Here is a 16,364-nt window from a genome sequence, read left to right on the forward strand (position 1 = left end):
GGGTGGGTGACCACTGGGAAGGGTGGATCGACGACGGGCCGGACTTCGGCACCGGCCCCGACCCGGACTTCACCGCCGACGGGTATCCGGCGGTGGAGGGTTTCGGACCGGCCGACGACCCCGGCGGGGACGACTGGACCGGCGGCGGTGGGGCCGGCGAGGAGGACCTCGACGGCGGCGGCCCGCCGACGGACACCACCCCGATCGGGTACGGCGACGAGCCGTTCACCGCCGAGGACGGCTTCGGCCCGGCGGAACACCCCACCGGTTCCGGTTCCGTGGACCATGACAGCGGCTTCGGTTCGGTGGAACACGACGCCGGGTACGGCCCCGCCGACCCGGACGCCGACACCGGGTTCGGGGCGACGGAACCGGGTGACACCGACGCGCAGGTCGGGTTCGGGGCCGCCGGTGCACCGGTGGGCGCCGACCCCGACCTCGACCCGTACACCGACACCGACGGCTGGCCCCGGCCGGAGTTCCCGGAGGCGCTCGACTCCGGGGGCGTACCGGAACCGGTCGACGGCTTCCCGTGGGCGGACCCGGCGTCCCTCGGCGACCCTGACCCGGTCGCCGCCCCGGTCGAGGCGGCGACCGGGGCACCGGAACCGGCGGAGCTGGCCGGTTACGCCGCCGAGGAGGTGCCGCCGGGAGTCGACCCGTGGACGGCGCTCGCCGCCTCCGACGACCCGGCGACCAGTGCGCTGGCCCGTTTCTGGGGCACCCGGGACACCTGAGGCCGGGTGCCGCGCGCGGGTCAGCGGACGGCGGCGACGGCGGCGTCGCGGGCACCCCGCCAGACCAGCCCCGTCTCGGTGAACCCGGCCGCGCGCAGAGCGTCGAGGTGCCACGACAGCGGCGGCGTCCACTCGGTGGCGTGCGGGTCGGCGAAGATCTTCCGGCGCGTTTCGAGCAGCGGCCCGAGGACCGGGTCGGCGGCGACGTGGTCCCACCACGCCTGCCAGGACAGCACCGCACCGGCGGCGTAGCGCGCCTGCCGGCGGGCCCGGAACACGTCACCGAGGCGGGTGGTCAGCTCCGGCAGGCCGTCGTCGGGCATGGTGTCGACGTTGACGAAGACCCCACCGGGGCGCAACACCTGCCGGATCTCGGCGTAGAGCGCGCCGAGGCGTTCGGAGGGCAGCCAGTGCAGCGCGGTCGCGGTCAGGACCGCGTCGTAGTCCCGGCGGGGCAACCGGGCCGCCCAGTCCGGGGCGCGCAGGTCCGCGGCGACCACGGTCGATCGCTGGTCGAGTGACTCGCGGGCGATCGTCATCAGGACCGGGTCCACGTCGAGCAGTGTGGTGCTCGCGTACGGGAACCGGCGCAGCACCCGCAACGAGATGCTGCCGGTGCCGCCGGCCAGGTCGAGTACGGCCGGTGCCGGCCCGTCGGCGGTCGCGGCGACCGTGTCGAGCAGGGCGGTGAACCGTTCCTCCCGGTCGGGCAGGTACGCCTCCTGCTGACGGTCCCAACTTTCCTGCCAGGCCACCGCATCCAAGGCGTAAGGAGTCATAGACAGTAGGCTACTTACGCCTGGTGGGGTTGTCGAGCACCGACCACCCCGAACCGGTCCAACTCCTCCTCGTGCGCCGGACACCCGGCGGCCACCTCCGACCGGCATACTGCGCCCGTGACACCGCACTTCGCCTACCTCGACGCCCCGACACCGCTGGCCTTCGCCCACCGGGGCGGGGCGGCCGACGGCGACGAGAACACCGCCGAGGCGTTCAGCCGCGCGATCGAACTCGGCTACCGGTACGTCGAAACCGACGTACACGGCACGGCGGACGGGGTGGCGGTGGTCTTCCACGACGCCACCCTGGAACGGCTCACCGGTGAACGGGGCAGGATCTCGACCCTGACCTGGGCCGACCTGACCCGCGTACGGGTCGGCGGGTCGGCCGCCGTACCGCGACTGGACGACGTGCTCGGCAGCTGGCCGCAGGTGCGGTTCAACATCGACGTCAAGGCCGACGGGGGCGTCACGCCGACACTCGCCTCGCTGCGGCGCACCGCCGCCCACGACCGGGTGCTGCTCGCCTCGTTCAGCGACGCCCGACTCACCCGGCTGCGGGCCCTGGCCGGGCCGACGGTGGCAACCTCGCTCGGCATGCGCGGGGTGGCCCGGCTACGGCTGGCGTCGCTGACCGGCAGGCGGCTGGTGCTGCCACCGTCGGTCGTCGCCGCCCAGGTACCGGTCCGCTACGGCCGGATCAAGGTCGTCGACCGGCGGTTCGTCGACCACGCCCACCGCCTGGGCCTGCAGGTGCACGTCTGGACGATCGACGAATCTGCCGAGATGCACGAGTTACTCGATCTCGGGGTTGATGGCATCATGACCGATCGCGTGGATGTGCTGCGCGACACGTACCTCAGCCGCGGTCACTGGCCCGCCGACCGAACCCCCTAGGTCGACCGGTTCCCGCCCGCCCGAGCACCGTCGAAGGACCACACCGATGGCCGAAACCGTCTCCGTCGCCGTCACCGGCACACCGCCGCCCAGTACCCGCCGGGAACGGACCGGCTGGTACTTCTACGACTGGGCGATGTCGGCGTTCTCGACCACCGTCATCACGGTGTTCCTCGGCCCGTTCCTGACCACGGTCACCGAACTGGCCGCCGGCTGCGAACTCGGCGCCGACGCCTGCGACGGTGACGTCCACCCGTTCGGGATCACCGTCGCCGCCGGGTCCTACTTCCCGTACCTGGTGTCGCTGTCGGTCTTCCTGACCGTGTTCGTGCTGCCGGTGATGGGTGCGGTGGCCGACCGTTCGGCGCACAAGAAGCGACTGCTGGCCGGGTCGGCGTTCGTCGGGGCGGCCGCCACCATCGCCATGGTCTTCGTCATCGGCGACCGGTACCTGCTCGGCGGTGCCCTGTTCCTGGTCGCCAACATCGCCTTCGGTGCCAGCGTCGTCGTCTACAACTCGTTCCTGCCGCAGCTCGGCGGACCCGACGACCGGGACGGGATCTCCAGCCACGGCTGGGCGCTGGGCTACCTCGGCGGCGGGCTGCTGCTGGCGGTGAACCTGGTCGTGGTGACCCTGTTCAGCGTCGACGGCGACCACCAGCGCACCCTGGACCTGGCCCGCTGGTCGATCGTGTCGGCCGGGGTGTGGTGGGCGGCGTTCACCCTGATCCCGCTGCGGTGGCTGCGCGAACGGCCCGCCGCCGAGGCCAGCGTCGGCGTCAACCTGCTCACCGACGGGTTCCGGCAGCTCGGCCGGACCGTACGCGGACTCAAGGCGTACCCGTTGACGTTGTTCTTCCTGCTCGCGTTCCTGGTCTTCAACGACGGCATCCAGACCGTCATCGCCCTGGCCAGCCAGTACGGCACCGAGGAACTGCGGCTGGAGCAGACCACCCTGATCGTGACCATCCTGCTGGTGCAGTTCCTCGCGTTCGGCGGCGCGTTGCTGCTCGGGGCGCTGGCCAAGCGCATCGGCGCGTGGAAGACGGTGCTGCTCAGCCTGGTGCTGTGGACGGTGGTGATCCTGGCGGCGTTCCGGCTGCCGGCCGAGGCGCCGGTACCGTTCATGATCCTCGGCGCCGGCATCGGCCTGGTCCTCGGCGGCAGCCAGGCGCTGAGCCGCTCACTGTTCAGCCAGCTCATCCCGGCCGGCAAGGAGGGCGAGTACTACGGCTTCTACGAGATCAGCGACAAGGGCACCAGCTGGCTCGGGCCGCTCGCGTTCGGGTTGGTGTTCCAACTCACCAACAGCTACCGGGTGGGCTTGGTCTCGCTACTGATCTTCTTCGTGGTCGGTTTCGTGCTCCTGCTCGCGGTGCCGATCCGGCGCGCCATCGTGGCCGCCGGGAACACACCGCCACGGGTGCTGTGAGGCACGCGGGTCGCGGCTGCGACAGGCGGGGACGGATGTTCACCATGCGTTAGGCTGCCCGACCGTGACCGACGACGCCGCCACCTCCGCCGCCCCACTGGTGTACTCGCCGTCCGGCGGACCCGACGCCCCGCAGACCCGCCCGGCGCGGCCGGCCCGCGACGGCCGGCCGCTGCACGCCGCCGCGCTGAAGTTCTTCTGGGGACCGATGGACTGTGGCAAGTCGACCATGGCCCTGCAGATGAACTACAACCACGCCCGGCAGGGCCGCCGCGGCCTGGTCACCACTCGGATCGACCGCTCGCTCGGCCCGCAGGTCACCACCCGGATCGGACTCGCGCACGAGGCGATCGAGGTCACCGAGGACCTGGACCTGCGGGCCCTGGTCCGGGGCCGCCGCGCCGAGGGGATCCGGGTCGACTACCTGATCTGCGACGAGGCCTGCTTCTACACGGTGGAGCACGTCGAACAGATGGCCGAACTGGTCGACGACTACGACGTCGACGTGTTCGCCTTCGGGCTGGCCACCGACTTCCGGTCGTGCCTGTTCCCGGCGGCGCAGCGGCTGCTCGAACTCGCCGACGAGGTGGCCCGCATCCAGGTCGAGGTGCTCTGCTGGTGCGGCCGCGAAGGGCTGCTCAACGCGCGCGTCGTCGACGGCACGGTGGCCCGCGAGGGTCAGCAGGTGGTCATCGGCGACACCGTCGTCAGCGCCGAGGTCCGCTACCAGGTGCTCTGCCGCCGGCACTACCGCACCGGTGACCTCGGGACACGCCGCTGACCGCGGCCGTCGCCGCTCAGAACGGGTCGCCGCAGACCTGCCAGCCGTCGTCACCGTCGACCACCGGCACCTCGTGCCTGTCCACCACCCCGTCGGTACGGGTCAACGCGGCGGTGACGGTGGCACTGCGCCGCCCCGCCCGGCTGACGATCTTGACGTCCTCGATCGTGTACCGGCTGATCGTCGGCGGGGTGTCGACCCGCTGCGCGAACCTCGACCGGCTCCACCGCCCACGGGTCGCGGCACACAACCTGTCGTACGCGCCCCCCGGGTCGCCGGCGGTGACCAGGTCGAGGAACGTACCCGCCGCGCGGGTGGCCGGGCCGGTCGCCTGCCGGACGGACTGGAAGTTCCAGGCCGCCAACCCGGCCGCCCCGACACAGCACACGAAGAGCGTCAGCCCGACCACGACCAGGGCCCGACGCAGCGCCCGCCCGGGCCGGGCCCGCGACCTCGCGACCTCGTACGCCATGCCCGCAACGGTAGATACCCTCCGGCGCCACCGCAGGAACTCACGTTGCTACCCTCGGTCAATCGCCTTCATCGAACTGGACCCGCACTCACCGGTCCCACCGTACGAGCAGGTCCGGGCGGGAATCGCCGCCCTGGCCGCCGGTGGCGAACTGACCGCCGGCACCCGGCTGCCACCGGTCCGGCAACTCGCCGGGGAACTCGGCCTGGCGGCCAACACCGTCGCCCGCGCCTACCGGGAGCTGGAGCAGGCGGGGCTGGTCGAAACCCGGGGCCGGCACGGCACCGTGATCACCGCCGGGGCGGCGCGGGTGCCGGTCCAGGCGCAACTGCTCGCCCAGCGGTACGCCGAGGCCAGCCACCGGCTCGGCGTACCGGCCGAACAGGCACTGGCCCTGGTCCGGGCCGCCCTGGACCTGCCGGTCAGCGACTGAGCAGGGCACGGATCGACGCACCCAGGTTCGCCACGAACGCGGTACGGGTATCGTCGTCGACCAGGTCCAGCGACAGGTACGGGTTGAGGTCCTCCAACTCGACCAGCAGCAGCTCCCCGTCGGCGGTACGGCACGCGTCGACCCGCTGGATGCCGTGCGCCAACCCGTTCCAGTCGACGAACCGTTGGGCGAAGTCCCGGTCGGCCGGGCTCGGGTCGTAGCGCCGCAACAGCCACCGCTGGGCCGGGTCGGGGGCGTGCAGGGCGTACTGCAACTCGTGGTCGACGAAGTAGAACGACACCTCGTACCGGAAGTCGATCCTCGGCTGGGCCAGCAACTGGTCGAACTCGACCCGGTCGAGTTCGTCGCGCGCGACCACCCGCAGGCCGATCGAGTCGGCCCCGGCGGTCGGCTTGACCACGTACCGCGCCACGTCCGGCAGCCGGTGCAGGTCGGCGTGCCGGTCCACGGTCGGGATCACCGGGTAACCGTCGGCGGTCAGGTCGACCAGGTACCGCTTGCCGACCATGTCGGCGCGACCGGTCAACGGGTTGTAGACCCGGGTGCCGCGCGCCGAGGCGGCGCGGCGGAACGCGTCGTAGGCGGCGCGGTAGTGCAGCACCGGGCCACTGTTGCGGACCACGACCACGTCGAAGTCGTCCATCAACGCGGTGACCTGCGACGGGTGGCACAGGGCGACGGTGAAGTCCGCGCGCAGCCGCCCCGACAGAAAGATGTCCTCGTCGCAGTACCTGCGCCCACGCGCCTGGTAGCCCAGGTCGGTGACGTACAGGATGGTGGGTGGGGTGGGCATCGGACTCCTCGGGGCCGCGCGGGTGGTCGCGGGCGGGATTCTGCCGTACGGCCGCCGCGACCGTCACCACGACGGACCCGCCGCCGTCCCTACCACGCCCGACGGCACCGGCTGGTAATCGATTGTTGACACTCGGTGGCCTGTTGTCGCCGATGCGGGTGGTCTACCGTCAGCGCATCCCGCCAACCACCCCCGACCGGCGGAGGAGTAGACGACATGGCCCGCTATGTGCAGCCGGTGACACCACCGGGCGACCCCTACACCGACGACCGGCTGCTGCGTTCCTGGCTGGACCGGCAACTCGGCCTCGGCGGACACGCCGCCGCCAAGGGGCGGCTGACCGCGCTCGCCGCCGACGTCAGCGGGCCACTGCGGGCCGCGCACACCGACGCCGAGGCGCACCCGCCGACGCTGGTGCAGTACAGCCCGTGGGGGGCCAGGATCGACCGGATCGACACCTCCGCCGGCTGGCAGACCCAACGGGCCGCCGCCGCCCGGCACGCCGTGGTCGCCCTGCCCTACCTGGAACAGGCCCGCGGCGAGTGGGGGGCGGCGGCGCGCGTCGTCCAGCACGCCCTGCTGCACCTGTACGGCCCCGAGTCGGCCACGTTCTCCTGCCCGGTCGCGATGAGCGACGGGGCGGCGGCGCTGCTGGCCCGGCCCGAGGTCGACCCGGCGGTACGCGACGCCTGGCTGCCGAGGCTCACCTCCACCGACCCGGCGGAGGCGATCACCAGCGGGCAGTGGATGACCGAGTCGCAGGGCGGCTCCGACCTGGCCCGCTCCTCCACCGTCGGCCGGCCGGCCCGTGACGGCTCCTGGCGGCTCACCGGCGAGAAGTGGTTCTGTTCGGCCGCCGACTCGGCGATGGCGGTGGCCCTGGCCCGCCCCGACGGGAAGGTGCGGGGCAGCCGGGTCCTAGCCCCGTTCCTGGTGCCCCGCTACGGTGCCGACTCACCGCTGTCCGGTGCCGGCACCGACCCCGGCCACCCGGCACCGGGGGTGGTGGTGCACCGGCTCAAGGACAAACTCGGCACCCGGGCCTTGCCAACGGCCGAGATCGGATTGCGTGACGCGTACGCGCTGCCGCTGGGCGACCCGACCCAACCGGGCCTGACCCGGGCGATGACCCTGGTCGTGGTGACCCGGCTGCACAACGCCGCCGCGGCGGCCGCCGGTATGCGCCGTGGCCTCGCCTACGCCCGCGCGTACGCCGACACCCGCGAAGTGGCCGGTGGACTGCTCGTCACCTCACCGCTGCACCGGGCCACGCTCGGCACCCTCGCCGTCGACGCCGCCGGTGCGTTCGCCCTGGCCGGCCACGCGTTCTTCCTGCTCGGTCGGGTGGAGGTGGGGTCCGACCCGGCCGCCGCCGCCGAACTGCGGATCGTGGCGCCGCTGGCCAAGCTCGCCACCGGTCGGCTCGCCGTCGCCTCCGCCGCCGAGTACGTGGAGAGCTTCGGCGGCGCCGGCTACGTCGAGGACACCGGGGTGCCGCGACTGCTGCGCGACGCCCAGGTGCTGCCGATCTGGGAGGGCACCACCAACGTCCTCGCCCTCGACGTGCTGCGCGCCACCGTCCGGGAGGACGCCGCCCCGACCCTGCTGCGTCGCCTCGACCTGGCCGCCGACACCGCCCGCCGGCTGAACCCGGCGCTGGCCGACGCGCTCGCCACGGCGGCCCGGCGACTGCGTACCACGGTCGCGGAGGTGACCGCCGACCCGGACGCGGTGGCGGTGGTCGCCGGTGCCCGCGAGTTCGCCCTGCGCCTGGCGTACGCGCTGGCCACGGCCGTGCTGGTCGAGCAGGCCGCCGGCGGTGACGAACTCGCCGAGGTCGCCGCGCGCCTGTGGGCCCGGCGCTGGTTGGGTGGCGACGAGATCGCCGCCGACGCCCACCACCACCTCGACGTGCTCTGCTAGCGACGGACGACACACGGTGGCGGCGCGACCGGTGCCGGTGCGTCGCGAACCGATCGGGGCGGACCGGCCGGTAAGCCGTCCGGCGGTGGCTACGCTCGACCGGTAACCGGACGAGTCTCCGGGCGGTGGCGGCGACGCCGGCAAGCGGGAGATGCGATGGACAGCCACCCGGCGGTGCTGATCGAGCTCGGCACCGAACGCGGGATCCCGGAGCAGGACGACCGACCGAGGTCCGTACGCGCCCGCCGGGTCGCGGCCCGCTGGCCGGTGCTCTGCCTCACCGCGCTGCTGGTGCTGCTGTCGGTCACCGCGGCGCAACCGTTCGGGCGGGACCTGCGCCGCACCGGCGAGTTGGAGATCACCGCCCGGTCCACGTTCTTCCTCGCCGGGGACCTGTTGCTGGTCGCGGACCCGACCGCCACCCCGATGACACTGTCCGGTTACGACCTGCCCGGTGGCCGGCGGCTGTGGCGGGTGCCGGCCACCACGGCCGCGTCCTTCGCCGCGGACCTCGTCGGTGACCTGGTGCTGGTCGCCGAGGTGGACACGTTTGGCCGCCGGATCGCCACCACCGCCCGGTCGGCCCGCACCGGGCAGGTCCGGTGGCAGCGCCCCGGCCTGCTGCTGGTCGGCGCGGACCCGACCACCGGGGTGGCGATCTCCGAGGTACGCAGCGCGTCCGGCGCCGGCCGGCGGATCGAGGGAACCATCGAGGCGGTCGACCTGGCCACCGGGCAGGTCCGGTGGACGGTGCCGGTCCCGTCGACGGCCGTCGGTGAACTGGTCCCCGACGCACCGGGCCGGTTGCTCGTGGTCCACGACAGCGGGGTGGTGCAGCTGCACGACCTGCGCACCGGCGCGGTCGTCGGGCAGGGGCGGCTGCCGCCGGCGGACTACGCGCCGGACAACCCGGTGATGGTCGGTGGCCGACTGATCCTGCGGCACCCGACCGGCGACGGTGACTCCGCGATCAGCGCCTGGGACCTGTCCGACCTGACGACCGTCCGGTGGACCCGACCCGTTCGGCGGGTCAACGGTGGCCTGCGCGAGTGCGGTGAGCTGGTCTGCCTGGAGGACTGGCGGCAGGTGACGGCGCTCGACCCGGCCACCGGTGTCCAGGCGTGGACCGGGGGCACGCACCGGGGCTGGGGGCGGCTGCCGTGGGGCACCGGTGCCGGCAGCCGGGTCATGCTGCGCCCCTCCCCCGACCGGCCACTGATCGCCGTGGAGCAGGGCGCGGGGCTGCACATCCTCGGCGCCCTACCGGAACGGGTGTCGGACTGCCGGGCCGGCGACGTGCACCTGGTGTGCCGCACCGGTGACGTTCGGCTGGGTCTGTGGCGGATGTCCGTACCCGGCCGGTGACCGGGCGGACGAGGGCGACCCGGTCAGGCCGGGTCCGCGGGCCGGCGGCGGGCACGGGCGGCCCAGATCGCGTACGCCGGGTCCCGGTCGAGGTTGTGCCGGTCCCGGTCGTACCGGCGGGTGGTACGGGGATCGGCGTGGCCCATCGCGTCCTGCACGTCCTCCAGCGGCACCCCCTCGGAGCGGGCCGTGGTGGCGAACGCGTGCCGCAGCGAGTGCGGGGACAGTTTCGCCCAGGCCGGAATGCCGGCGAGTCGGGCCAGTCGGCGGACCAGCCGGAACACGGCGTGCCGGTCGAGTCGACCACCTGTTCCGGTCACCAGCAGCGGCCCGGCGAGTTCCTCTACCGGCACCCGCTCGGCCGCGGCGCGGGAGCGCAGGTACGCGTCCACGGCGAACGCCGTACCCGGGGTCAGGGCCCGGCGCCGGGCCCGGCCGCCCTTGCCGACGAACCGGATGCTGCGGTGTCCGCGCTCGTAGCCGAGGTCGCCGAGGTCCAGTGAGACCAGCTCCCCGACCCGGAGTCCGAGGTCGGCCAGGAACGCCAGCGCGACCCGGTTACGGGCGGCGGTCGGACCGGTGTCCGCCTCGGCCGCGGCGAGCAGCGCGTCGACCTCGTCCGGGGTCATGCCGACGGTGGCGGAGTGGTCCCGGCTGACCCGGGGCCGGTCCGCGCCGGAGACCGGGTTCGCCTCGACCGCCCGCAGCCGGACCAGGAAGTCGTACCAGCTCGACAGGGCCGACAACTTGCGGGCCACGGTCGCCGGGGTGAGCAGCCGGCCGCTGCGCGGGTCCACGGTCGACTCCAGGTCCCGGGCATAGGAGTTGACGTCGAGAAAGGTCACCCGCAGCGGGTCGAGGTCCCGGCCGGTGCACCAGGACAGCCAGCCGGTGATGTCGCGCCGGTACGCCGCCCGGGTGTGCTCGGAGAGCCGGCGGTTGCGCAACCACGCCTCGGTGAAGTCGAGCGGGCCGGACGCCAGGGCCGCGCGGGCCGACGAACGTTGAGCGGGTGCGGCGGTGCGAGGCATGTGAAAAAGTTTCTCAGCCGGGTCGTCTCCGTTGTCCGAGGCGCGCCCTACCTTCGCACGGAAAGAGAAACCGGTCAGGACGGTGGCTGGTCGGCCGCGCCGACCGGAGCCAGGCAGGCGGACGACTCGCACGAGGCGGCGGCGACCGGGGCGCCGCCGAGCAGCCGCCGGGGTCCCGGCCCCTGCGCGCCCAACCGGTCGTACGGGTTGACCAGCGGGCACCGGTCCAGGGAGAGGCAGCCGCAGCCGACGCAGTCGGTGAACTCGTCGCGCAGTTGCTGGAGGTGGCGCATCCGCTGGTCCAGTTCGGCCTGCCAGCACAGGGCCAGCCGGGCCCAGTCCTCCCGGTTGGGTGTACGCCGCTCCGGCAGTACGGCCAGCACCTCGGCGACCTTCGCCAGCGGGATGCCGACCCGCTGGGCGATCCGGATCAGCGCCACCCGCCGCAGGGTGTCGCGTCGGTAGCGGCGTTGGTTGCCGCTGGTACGGCGACTGGTGATCAGGTTCTGCCGCTCGAAGAAGTGCAGTGCCGAGACGGTCACACCGCTCCGGGCGGCGAGCTCACCGACGGTGAGTTCACCGGCAAAGGATTCCCCCATGGTCGTGCCCTTTCTGTCCGTCCAGCTTGACCTTAACAAATGTTGAGATTCTACCGTCCTTCCTGTCGTCACCCGACGATGCGCATCGAGCAGGAGGACTGAACACGGATGGACGCTGACGCGGCAACCACCACCGCCCGGCCGCCGCTACGGCTGGCCGTCATCATCGGCAGCAACCGGGAGGGCCGGTTCGGACCCACCCCGGCCCGCTGGTTCGCCTCCCACGCGCAGCGACGCGGCGACCTGATCGTCGACCTCGTCGACCTCGCCGACACCCTGCTGCCCACCGCGATCACCGGGCAACCCTCGGCCGAACTGGCGCGGGAACTCGGCGCGCTGACCGCACGCCTCGACCGGGCCGACGCCTTCGTCGTGGTCACCCCGGAGTACAACCACAGCTACCCGGCCTCGTTGAAGACCGCGATCGACTGGCACTTCGGCCAGTGGAAGGTCAAACCGGTCGGCTTCGTCTCCTACGGCGGCATGTCCGGTGGGCTGCGCGCGGTCGAGCACCTGCGGCAGGTCTTCGCCGAACTGCACGCGGTGACGGTGCGCGAGACGGTCAGCTTCCACGGCGGCTGGGCCCGGTTCGGGCCCGACGGTCAACCGAAGGACTCGGACGCCTGCACCGCGGCGGCCACCGCCATGCTCGACCAGCTCACCTGGTGGGGCAACGTGCTGCGGGACGCCCGCGCCCAATCTCCGTACGCCGGCTGACACCCGCACGGACGTGGGCGCTGCGACCGGTCCCGTACCGGCCCCGTCAAGCGCGGTACGGGACCGGGGCGGATCAGGAACCGAGTGCGGGCATCGATGTCGATGGTGTCGCGGGGCACCGAGAAGCCCACCGGGCCGAACCACGCCGCGATCTGATCGGGGTCGGTGAACGCCCGGTAGACCCAGTTCCCGTCAAGCGACTCACCCGAACCATCGCGCGGCCGGCGCTAACGGGGCCGGGTGCCGGAGTTCCCCGCCAGGATGGCCTCCGCGGTGGCCCCGAGTTCCGGCAGGAAACGAAGAACATCGCCGGTACGGCGCCGCAGGTCTGCGCCCGTACCGAGCCCGAGATCGGCGACCAGCTCCTCGAACGCCGGCGCGAGGGTGTCCCGCAACCGGGGCGGGGCGTCCACGGCCAGGATCCGGTGACAGCGGGCGAAAGTCACCGCGATCCAGAAAACCGCCTCCCGGTGGTCGCCACGTTCGACGAGCACCCGACTGCCGTCGATCGCGACCGGTCGAGCCGCGGCGGTGATGTCGGAACTGAAGAAGAACGGCGTCCGGGACACCTCGGCGGTCCGGTCGAAGGTGTACGCGAGCCGGCGCAGGTGGTGGGCCACCCGCCGAGCGGTCATCGCGGCGCAGCCGAGCAACCCCAGCAGGTCCGGGTAGCGGTCGACCAGGCCGTGGTCGGCGAGCGCGTCACGGGCCGCCAGGTAGCGCAGCCGTACGGTCGGGTTACGCAACGCCGCGACGAGCAGCACCTGCGTGGTCACACTGGCCGGGAACAGCCAGGCCAACACCCGCTCGGGCAGCGGCGCGGCGTCGTCGACGGCGGCCAGTCCGGTCTCGATCCGGCGCCGGGCGTGCTCGCAGCGGGCGCGTACCCAGTCCGGTTCGGCGAAGCGCGCCGACACCAGCGACCGCAGCCGGCGCAGGCTGCCGGTGGGATCGGCGATGATCGTGTCGGTCCGGAAACTGCTGGCCAGGTAGGACGTCGCCAGCACCCGTTCCGGCGGATCGAACTCGGCCCGGGACAGGTGGGTGACCTCCAGCAGCACGCCACGATGGCGGAACTTGCCGAGCTTCACGGCGGGCGGATCGCCCGCCGTGACCACCACGACGTCGACGTCGGAGGTCGGCGGCAATTCGGCGTACGCCGGCAGCCACGTCGTCGAGCCACTGAAGAACGCTCCGACGAACCCGGTGCAGTCGCGGGAATGACCCCGTACCCAGTCCGTCGCGACCGCTCGTGCCTGCCCGACCCGCACACCGGTCATCATCCGGGAACCGGTCCCGGGCCGCGAGTCGAGACGGAAGAAGCGTGGCGTTCAGAGCTGAGGACAAAAACAAAGGCAAGGAGACGTACTCTCCCTGCCACTCTTAACGTATACCGCACCGGGGGTCTTGCGGCAAGACCCGGGTCATGGCGCAGAATCTCCAGCCGAAGCCAGGACCTGCGCAATCAGTGATTCGCGAAGCGCGTACGGCTGGCCGAAACACAGCTTCCGACTGGGGGATTCCATGATTGACGTCATCGTCGCCGGGGGCGGACCAACCGGTCTGATGCTGGCCTGCGAGTTACGGCTGCACGACGTACACGTGATCGTGCTGGAGCGGGACCCGGAGCCGACCAGGGTTGTCCGCTCGCTCGGCCTGCACGCCCGCAGCATCGAGGTGATGGACCAGCGCGGCCTGCTTGAGCGCTTCCTCGCCCTCGGAAAGCAGTACAAGATCGGTGGTTACTTCGCCGGCATCACCAAGCCGTGGCCGGACCGGCTGGACACCGCGCACGGGTACGTCCTCGGCATCCCGCAACCCGTCACCGACCGGATCCTGGGCGAGCACGCCACCGAGGTCGGTGTCGAGATCCGGCGCGGCGCGCAACTGGTCGGGCTGAGCCAGGACGACGACGGGGTGACCGCCGAACTGGCCGACGGCAGCCGGCTGCGTTCGCGCTACCTCGTCGGCTGCGACGGCGGCCGCAGCACCGTACGCAAGCTGCTCGGCGTCGCCTTCCCCGGCGAGCCCACTAGGGTCGAGACACTGCTGGGCGAGATGGAGCTGACCTCGCCAGCGGAGGAGGTCGCCGCCGTGATGGCCGAGGTCCGCAGGACCCAGCTCCGGTTCGGCGCCGGGCCGATCGGGGACGGGCTGTACCGCCTCGTCGTACCCGCCGCCGGGGTCGCCGAGGACCGTGTGGTCCCGCCGACCCTGGAAGAGTTCAAACAGCAACTGCGGGTGACCGCCGGTACCGACTTCGGCGTGCACTCACCGCGCTGGCTGTCCCGCTTCGGTGACGCCACCCGGCAGGCCGAGCGTTACCGGGTCGGCCGGGTACTGTTGGCCGGCGACGCGGCGCACGTCCACCCACCGATGGGTGGGCAGGGGCTCAACCTCGGCATCCAGGACGCGTTCAACCTGGGCTGGAAACTGGCCGCCGAGATCGACGGCTGGGCGCCGGCGGGCCTGCTGGACAGCTACCACACCGAACGGCACCCGGTCGCCGCCGACGTGCTCGACAACACGCGCGCCCAGGCGGAGCTGATGTCCCTCGAACCGGGCCCGCAGGCGGTACGCCGGTTGCTGTCGGAGCTCATGGACTTCGAGGAGGTGACCCGCCACCTGATGGCGAAGATCACCGCGATCGCGGTCCGCTACGACTTCGGCGAGGGCCACGAACTGCTCGGCCGGCGATTGCGAGACGTACGGCTCAAGCGAGGACGCCTGTACGAGCTGACGCGCGGCGGACGCGGACTGTTGCTCGACCAGACCGGCCGGCTTTCGGTGGCGGGCTGGGCGGATCGGGTCGACCACGTCGTCGACGTCAGCGAGGAACTGGACGCGCCCGCCGTGCTGCTGCGGCCGGACGGCCACGTGGCCTGGGTCGGTGACGACCAGCGGGACCTGCTCCACCACCTGCCCCGGTGGTTCGGCACAGCCGCCCGCTGAACGCACGGGTACGACCCGAATCACCTCTCAGGATCTCCCGATACGGGTAAGGCCGGTCGGTCGCCCCGGGCAATTGCTGCCCGATCGGTTTCCCGCCCCGTTGCAGGACGCCCGGGCCGGCTTGGACCACATCAGGAGCGGAGCCCACGGGCTCGACACCGGCCGCGTCGGCGTCATCGGTTCCAGCGCCGGCGGCCACCTGGCGGGCCTGCTCATGACCAGTACGGTCCTGTCGATGGAAACGGGTGTCGACGACCCGCCGCGTCCGGACTTCGCGATCCTGGCGTACGCCCTCGCCGATCTGGATCTGCTCCCGCCAGGGGCGGTCAAAGGACTGCCGGGCGAGCTCATCTCCATCAAGGACGAACTGTCGCCGTCCAAGCATGTGGACTCGACGGTGTGCCCGACGTTCGTGTGGGCGACCGCGCAGGATCCGCCGGGCCTCCCCAACGCCCTGGAGTGGGCCCGCGTTCGCCGAAGCGGAGGTCTCCGTTGAACTGCACAGGTGTGGCTGCGGGCGGAGGGCGTCCTTGAGCGCTGACCGGCTCACCTCGGGGTGAGCGCTGATCTCCCGGGTCCCGCGTCGGTGTCGATTCGGGACATCATGCGGGTCAACGAGCAGTTGGACGTAGCGGACCCGTCGGTGGTGAAGCGGTACACCGAGCGGTTGCCGACGCAGCATGAGCATGCCCGGGAGATTCGGCAGGCGTACGGCTACCGGGACTTCTCCGATCCTTCTCCCGCAAGGACGGTTCATCGACACGTTACCGCTCACTCGTCATCGGCGGTCCTGGGAGCCTCGGCGCCCCAGGACCGCAGGGCGGCGGCCCCGTCCTCGCGGGAGAGCTCTCCCCGTTCGACGCGGAGGTTCTGGAGGAACCGGATGGCCGCGCCGACCTGCCGCCCGGAGGGGATTCCGAGGATCTGCATTACCTCCTTACCGTTGAGGGGCACCGGAACGTCTGGCAACCGGGTGTACTTGTCGCGCTCAGCCGCCTCACGTTCGGCGGCCTCGCGGCGTGCCAGTCGTCGTAGGTAGCGTGATTTCGGGCCTCGACGGCGTGCCAACTCCAGCCCTCGTAGTCGCGTTCGGCGGCGAGCCCTACCTCGACGAACAGGTCGTAGTACTCCGGGCGCACGTCACGAGGTTCGAGAACGACACCGAGTTGGGCGAGTACGGCGTTGATCGGCCAGTCGTGCCGGGGGGCGGAGAACTCCCAGGTGTGCGACGGGCCCCAGATCCGCTTCCCGTCGCGCCACAGGGACGCGGTCTGGTATCCGTCGCCTCCGAAGAAGTCCGCCTCCACCTGGCCGATCGTTCCGGAGCGCGACCAGTTGCTTAGCTTGTCCTCCGGGAACGCGCTGCTGACCTCCTCATAGAGCCAGGACAGGAGGGGAACGATGCCCATCCGTTGATGGAGCGGGACGACCG

The 16,364-nt window shown here is 72.2% G+C and carries 18 protein-coding genes and 1 pseudogene; 11 read left to right on the forward strand and 8 right to left on the reverse strand.

Annotated features, from left to right (window positions below; all coding sequences use genetic code 11):
- Positions 1 to 2: 2 nt before the first annotated feature.
- Positions 3 to 737: a hypothetical protein gene (locus ACZ6QQ_RS22330; protein ID WP_465878701.1), complete on the forward strand. Its 735-nt coding sequence runs from the start codon at positions 3 to 5 to the stop codon at positions 735 to 737.
- Between the two features lie 20 nt (positions 738 to 757).
- Here the strand turns inward: ACZ6QQ_RS22330 and ACZ6QQ_RS22335 are convergent, their stop codons facing one another.
- Positions 758 to 1,516, reverse strand: a complete 759-nt coding sequence (locus ACZ6QQ_RS22335; RefSeq protein ID WP_465878702.1) for a class I SAM-dependent methyltransferase — start codon at positions 1,514 to 1,516, stop codon at positions 758 to 760.
- A 117-nt stretch (positions 1,517 to 1,633) separates the two neighbouring features.
- Between ACZ6QQ_RS22335 and ACZ6QQ_RS22340 the strand changes: the two genes are divergently transcribed.
- The 3 genes from ACZ6QQ_RS22340 to ACZ6QQ_RS22350 all read left to right on the forward strand — a co-directional run bounded on the left by ACZ6QQ_RS22340 (position 1,634) and on the right by ACZ6QQ_RS22350 (position 4,626).
- The gene (locus ACZ6QQ_RS22340; RefSeq protein WP_465878703.1) at positions 1,634 to 2,413 is read left to right on the forward strand and encodes a glycerophosphodiester phosphodiesterase; all 780 of its coding nucleotides are present in this window, start codon (positions 1,634 to 1,636) and stop codon (positions 2,411 to 2,413) included.
- A 46-nt stretch (positions 2,414 to 2,459) separates the two neighbouring features.
- Positions 2,460 to 3,845 (forward strand): MFS transporter, encoded by a 1,386-nt coding sequence (locus ACZ6QQ_RS22345; protein WP_465878704.1) that lies wholly within the window; start codon positions 2,460 to 2,462, stop codon positions 3,843 to 3,845.
- A 64-nt stretch (positions 3,846 to 3,909) separates the two neighbouring features.
- Positions 3,910 to 4,626 (forward strand): thymidine kinase, encoded by a 717-nt coding sequence (locus ACZ6QQ_RS22350; protein WP_465878705.1) that lies wholly within the window; start codon positions 3,910 to 3,912, stop codon positions 4,624 to 4,626.
- Between the two features lie 16 nt (positions 4,627 to 4,642).
- On the opposite strand, the gene ACZ6QQ_RS22355 is transcribed toward ACZ6QQ_RS22350, so the two are convergent.
- Complete coding sequence (locus tag ACZ6QQ_RS22355; protein WP_465878707.1) at positions 4,643 to 5,098, reverse strand: Rv0361 family membrane protein; 456 nt, start codon at positions 5,096 to 5,098, stop codon at positions 4,643 to 4,645.
- Between ACZ6QQ_RS22355 and ACZ6QQ_RS22360 the strand changes: the two genes are divergently transcribed.
- Entirely contained in the window at positions 5,097 to 5,531 is a 435-nt protein-coding gene (locus ACZ6QQ_RS22360) for a GntR family transcriptional regulator (protein ID WP_465878710.1), read from the forward strand. The two genes, ACZ6QQ_RS22355 and ACZ6QQ_RS22360, sit on opposite strands and share 2 nt — an antisense overlap.
- Here the strand turns inward: ACZ6QQ_RS22360 and ACZ6QQ_RS22365 are convergent.
- Complete coding sequence (locus ACZ6QQ_RS22365) at positions 5,521 to 6,345, reverse strand: ATP-grasp domain-containing protein (RefSeq protein ID WP_465878714.1); 825 nt, start codon at positions 6,343 to 6,345, stop codon at positions 5,521 to 5,523. The genes ACZ6QQ_RS22360 and ACZ6QQ_RS22365 overlap by 11 nt on opposite strands.
- A gap of 216 nt (positions 6,346 to 6,561) precedes the next feature.
- Here ACZ6QQ_RS22365 and ACZ6QQ_RS22370 point away from each other — a divergent pair, with 216 nt between their 5' ends.
- Both ACZ6QQ_RS22370 and ACZ6QQ_RS22375 read left to right on the forward strand, forming a co-directional pair.
- Positions 6,562 to 8,268, forward strand: a complete 1,707-nt coding sequence (locus ACZ6QQ_RS22370) for an acyl-CoA dehydrogenase family protein (RefSeq protein WP_465878717.1) — start codon at positions 6,562 to 6,564, stop codon at positions 8,266 to 8,268.
- 156 nt (positions 8,269 to 8,424) lie between these two features.
- Positions 8,425 to 9,633, forward strand: coding sequence for an outer membrane protein assembly factor BamB family protein (locus ACZ6QQ_RS22375; RefSeq protein ID WP_465878720.1), 1,209 nt, complete (start codon positions 8,425 to 8,427; stop codon positions 9,631 to 9,633).
- 23 nt (positions 9,634 to 9,656) lie between these two features.
- Here the strand turns inward: ACZ6QQ_RS22375 and ACZ6QQ_RS22380 are convergent, their stop codons facing one another.
- Both ACZ6QQ_RS22380 and soxR read right to left on the reverse strand, forming a co-directional pair.
- The gene (locus ACZ6QQ_RS22380; RefSeq protein WP_465878722.1) at positions 9,657 to 10,664 is read right to left on the reverse strand and encodes a tyrosine-type recombinase/integrase; all 1,008 of its coding nucleotides are present in this window, start codon (positions 10,662 to 10,664) and stop codon (positions 9,657 to 9,659) included.
- 74 nt (positions 10,665 to 10,738) lie between these two features.
- Positions 10,739 to 11,263 carry a redox-sensitive transcriptional activator SoxR gene (gene soxR, locus ACZ6QQ_RS22385; protein ID WP_465878725.1) on the reverse strand — a complete coding sequence of 175 codons (525 nt, stop codon included), beginning with the start codon at positions 11,261 to 11,263 and terminating at the stop codon, positions 10,739 to 10,741.
- Between the two features lie 108 nt (positions 11,264 to 11,371).
- Between soxR and ACZ6QQ_RS22390 the strand changes: the two genes are divergently transcribed.
- Positions 11,372 to 11,980 carry an NADPH-dependent FMN reductase gene (locus ACZ6QQ_RS22390; RefSeq protein ID WP_465878726.1) on the forward strand — a complete coding sequence of 203 codons (609 nt, stop codon included), beginning with the start codon at positions 11,372 to 11,374 and terminating at the stop codon, positions 11,978 to 11,980.
- 227 nt (positions 11,981 to 12,207) lie between these two features.
- Here ACZ6QQ_RS22390 and ACZ6QQ_RS22395 read toward each other — a convergent pair whose 3' ends face one another.
- Entirely contained in the window at positions 12,208 to 13,263 is a 1,056-nt protein-coding gene (locus ACZ6QQ_RS22395; protein ID WP_465878727.1) for a hypothetical protein, read from the reverse strand.
- A 241-nt stretch (positions 13,264 to 13,504) separates the two neighbouring features.
- On the opposite strand from ACZ6QQ_RS22395, the gene rox reads away from it, so the two are divergent.
- From rox to ACZ6QQ_RS22410, 3 genes and pseudogenes are all read left to right on the forward strand, one after another.
- Positions 13,505 to 14,932 (forward strand): rifampin monooxygenase, encoded by a 1,428-nt coding sequence (gene rox, locus ACZ6QQ_RS22400; RefSeq protein WP_465878731.1) that lies wholly within the window; start codon positions 13,505 to 13,507, stop codon positions 14,930 to 14,932.
- Positions 14,871 to 15,428, forward strand: a complete 558-nt coding sequence (locus ACZ6QQ_RS22405) for an alpha/beta hydrolase (RefSeq protein WP_465878733.1) — start codon at positions 14,871 to 14,873, stop codon at positions 15,426 to 15,428. Before rox ends, ACZ6QQ_RS22405 begins: the two co-directional genes overlap by 62 nt.
- A gap of 108 nt (positions 15,429 to 15,536) precedes the next feature.
- Positions 15,537 to 15,650: pseudogene (locus tag ACZ6QQ_RS22410) on the forward strand (DUF4158 domain-containing protein); the annotation flags it as partial.
- Between the two features lie 53 nt (positions 15,651 to 15,703).
- On the opposite strand, the gene ACZ6QQ_RS22415 reads toward ACZ6QQ_RS22410, so the two are convergent.
- Together ACZ6QQ_RS22415 and ACZ6QQ_RS22420 are read right to left on the reverse strand one after the other, a co-directional pair.
- Complete coding sequence (locus ACZ6QQ_RS22415; RefSeq protein ID WP_465878949.1) at positions 15,704 to 15,862, reverse strand: hypothetical protein; 159 nt, start codon at positions 15,860 to 15,862, stop codon at positions 15,704 to 15,706.
- Entirely contained in the window at positions 15,862 to 16,341 is a 480-nt protein-coding gene (locus tag ACZ6QQ_RS22420; protein WP_465878950.1) for a hypothetical protein, read from the reverse strand. The genes ACZ6QQ_RS22415 and ACZ6QQ_RS22420 overlap by 1 nt, the downstream gene beginning before the upstream one ends.
- Between the last annotated feature and the right edge of the window lie 23 nt (positions 16,342 to 16,364).

Source organism: Micromonospora sp. NPDC049529 (assembly GCF_055586685.1).